Raw genomic sequence first — 2867 nt, 5'->3', positions numbered from 1 at the left:
CCGATCGGTGTAGGTGGTCTCACCGATCAACCGGCCCTCATATACGACCTGGCTCTCCTGCTCCATCTGTATGCCGTGATGAAACAGCCAAAGCTTGCGTTTGCAAGTGTGATAGTAAGCGATATGGGTGGCGGTGAGGCGCATGGTCGTCTTGCTAAAAAAAACGAGATGCCCTAGAGAAAGCGGGCATCTCGCGGTTCAATCAAAATCAAGCAGAATAAGCATTGATTATCTGTTTTTTCAAGTATTCCGCTGCTGCTGAAACGGCCTCAGCCGACTCATTGGTAACATGCGCGTAAGCACCAGCTGCGGGGGTTACGAAGAACTCAACACCTGCGAGTCCCTCGTCGATGACCGGAATCACTTTGTCTTCAGCATCTTCCACCAATTTGGCCCTAATGGCATTGCCGATCAATTGGGCGTTGTCCGAAACTGCTATGGCCAAGGTGGTCATTACGTCAAAGGTCCGGGACTGATTGGACGTAATACGCCAATCCGTGATGGCTCGGGCCAACGCATCCGCGATTTTTTCTCGCATGTCAGCTGGTGCCTGCAGGCACTTTCCATAATATCGATTGTTCACTTCTTCCCACCCTGCTTCACGAAGCTTTGCTTCGGTCTCCTCTGTAATTTCCGGTTCGTAACGATTGAGCGAGACGCAGAAAAGACGCTCGAGATCTATTGCCACGTCTTGAAGGAAAAGCCCCGTGGCGCGCGTCTGCCCCGGAATCCACTTGCGAAACAGGCTTCGATCCTTCCCTTCGAGCAATGCCACTATTTCCTCCTCGGACAGGGGGTTGCCCTGAGGATCGCGAACGATCACCTTGCTATTGGGGCGATCCGAGCGGTCGAAAGTGATATTCTCCTTGTTAATGGTAGCGAGTTGGGGATGCAAAGCACGCATAGCCGAGATAGAAAGCGGGCTACGGCGCTTGAGCGTACGCTCTTTCCCACCTTTACCTGCCTTCATCCACCCCCCTACCAATTGGTCCGGAAAGGAAGGATCACAACTGGCGAAAACTTCACCTTCGCCAATTTCACCGTTTTTATTCACATCAAAAACGAAAGTCGTTGGTGCCGGCATGGCCCCCAAATGAACTGCCATGGCGTCGATAATCGAACGTTTGACCTGCTGTCCGCTCGAGAATGGCACAGTACGATTGAAGACGGGGTCGAAATAGGACTTTTGCCCATCAGCAACGGCAAATACGCTGAAATCGACCTTTTTGAGGGTGCGTACATAAATGGCTTTGCTACTCATGTCTTTTTTATTTTTTTGTTATGAAATAGGTCATAGGCGAGGATTCATCCATTCCGTTCTTGGTAAGCATAGTCGAACTTGAGCAAAACATTGAAATAACGAAACTCCTCAGGAGGCAAGTAGTGGACAAAGTCCCTCAGCTCTTTGAACAGGCCCAGAGACTCGGCATCCCATTCGGAAGATTGGACGATCTCGGTGAGGTGTTTCAAAAACGCACCTTTCGTGCCTGCCTGCAACAACTGGGTTACATTGTTGGCAAATTTGGTACTACCTTTTTTGTCGCTCCGTCGGTAGTTGTAAAGAGCTTTGGCGACCCGCTCGCTAAAATCGAGCTGTTCTTCTTTGTTTTTGGTAATCATAGCTAACAACCATGTTTTAAAGATTCGAAAAGGAATGATATTGTCTTTATAATCTTTCTCGGGATCAGACTTCTTCTTGAGCTTGGGCATCTTGTCCGGCGAATAAAAAGGCCTAAGCTTGAGTGGCTCCAGTGCTTTGAGCCCAATAGCTCCCTGCGCACATGCCGCCTTGAAGTGCACCCCGTACATTTCATCATACGTCCGGAGATCCGTCAGCGCCGCGTTTTCACCAAAAAGCAGTTTGTAGAATCGGATGAGCTTGCGAGGCGCCTGAAGCTGTAAGGGGAAAAAGCCCAGGGTCTTGTTCATTTGTCCAAAGGAATATGCATACACCATCATCGTGGTGGCTTCCTCGGGGAGGGCCCTGGCGATATTGAAAAACAGCCGAGCCCAACTCACCGTATTAATCTCCAACGAGCTCTTGCCTTGTTTGAAAAAACCAAGGTTGTTCAGCGTCGCAAAATCGAAGTCATCGCTGTAGTCCGCGCTATTCACATAGTTCAGCCACTGTCCATTCCACGAAGTCAACTTGTTGGGTGCAAGCTCGATCGTCGGATCGTCCAAAAACCTCCTGTACACATCCCATCCCTTCACTATTTTGAGCAGAATGTCGGGATGATCGAACAGCAAAATGAATCCCCCAGCAATACCCACACCCGTAGCGGCTCCAATCCAGGACAGGTAAACGTCATCATCGGGGACCTCCAACTGAATATCCGTTACTAATCCAGACGTTGTATTAAACTTTTCTTCATCGGATGCAGGAAAGCCGAAGGCTACACTTGCGTCACGAGACTTTCTAATTTTGACTTTCTGATGAAACTCTTCAAGCTTTTGCAATCGCTCTTTTGGGGTTAATTTATCGACAGATTGCCCTTTTTTCATTTGACCAAAAGGCGAATTGCGTATGTAAAAAACATACTTATTAGAATCTAAAAACTTTTTAAACACCACCTCATTAAAAAAACGCTCAGGCGTATAATCGGTATCATGCGCTTGATTATACGCATCCAGCACGCGCCTGCCAATTGCAACAGTATACATAGGACGACATTTTATCGATTTATAAAAATGAAGCAACTTCTTTTTCTTTCCTTATCTGCAGCCCAAGCTCTCTGGAGTAAAACTCGGAAGGGATGACAAAAGGTCTTTTACCCACGGCAAGCTGCGGGAAGTCTTTTACCGACCAAAAACGCATAGGGATTTCGAGTGACGTGCGTTCGGAAGCACTCCCTTGCTCGTATGTT

General features: G+C 48.2%; 4 protein-coding genes. All 4 read right to left on the bottom strand.

Translation table 11 applies throughout. From position 1 onward, the window contains the following. Positions 1-144, bottom strand: a 144-nt coding sequence (locus D6694_05115; GenBank protein ID RMH45124.1) for a Dna2/Cas4 domain-containing protein, incomplete at its 3' end; no start/stop codon positions are given. A 64-nt stretch (positions 145-208) separates the two neighbouring features. Next, positions 209-1261 (bottom strand): CRISPR-associated protein Cas7, encoded by a 1053-nt coding sequence (locus tag D6694_05110; GenBank protein RMH45123.1) that lies wholly within the window; start codon positions 1259-1261, stop codon positions 209-211. Positions 1262-1305: 44 nt separating this feature from the next. After that, positions 1306-2664, bottom strand: a complete 1359-nt coding sequence (locus tag D6694_05105) for a hypothetical protein (protein RMH45122.1) — start codon at positions 2662-2664, stop codon at positions 1306-1308. A gap of 19 nt (positions 2665-2683) precedes the next feature. Then, on the bottom strand, positions 2684-2867 hold a 184-nt coding region (locus D6694_05100; protein RMH45121.1), incomplete at its 5' end, for a hypothetical protein.

The sequence above is a fragment of the Gammaproteobacteria bacterium genome (assembly GCA_003696665.1).
Lineage (GTDB): Bacteria > Pseudomonadota > Gammaproteobacteria > Enterobacterales.
The sequence above is the reverse complement of the archived record's forward strand: the minus strand, read 5'-3'. Positions and strand labels throughout refer to the sequence as shown.